Source organism: Streptomyces sp. AC627_RSS907, assembly GCF_019049165.1.
Window position 1 is genome coordinate 1 of record NZ_JAGMUE010001329.1, and the last position, 561, is coordinate 561.

The window sequence follows — 561 nt, forward strand, 5'->3', positions numbered from 1 at the left end:
GTAGTCGCCCATGTTGTAGCCGCAGAAGGGCAGCATGGCGAACGGGTCCCGGCGCAGGTCGCCGACCTTGCCCTCGGCCGCCGCGGTCTTCTCGGAGGCGACGTTGGCGCCGAGGAAGACGCCGTGCTGCCAGGAGAGGGACTCGGTGACCAGCGGCACCGCGCTGGCGCGCCGGCCGCCGAAGAGGATGGCCGAGATCGGCACGCCCTTCGGGTCCTCCCACTCCGGCGCGATGATCGGGCACTGCCCGGCCGGCACGGTGAACCGGGCGTTGGGGTGCGCGGCCGGCGTCCCGGACTCCGGGGTCCAGTCGTTGCCCTTCCAGTCGGTCAGGTGCGCGGGCGGCTCCTCGGTCATGCCCTCCCACCACACGTCGCCGTCGTCGGTGAGCGCGACGTTGGTGAAGACCGCGTTGCCCCACAGGGTCTTCATCGCGTTGGCGTTGGTGTGCTCGCCGGTGCCGGGGGCCACGCCGAAGAACCCGGCCTCCGGGTTGATCGCGTACAGCCGGCCGTCCTCGCCGAAGCGCATCCAGGCGATGTCGTCGCCGATGGTCTCCAC

Annotated in this window: 1 protein-coding gene; it reads right to left on the reverse strand. The window is 71.8% G+C overall.

Going from position 1 to position 561, the window contains the following annotated elements; genetic code table 11:
• The coding region (locus KUM32_RS41755; RefSeq protein WP_217146835.1) for a phosphoenolpyruvate carboxykinase domain-containing protein at positions 1 to 561 on the reverse strand (561 nt) is incomplete at both ends.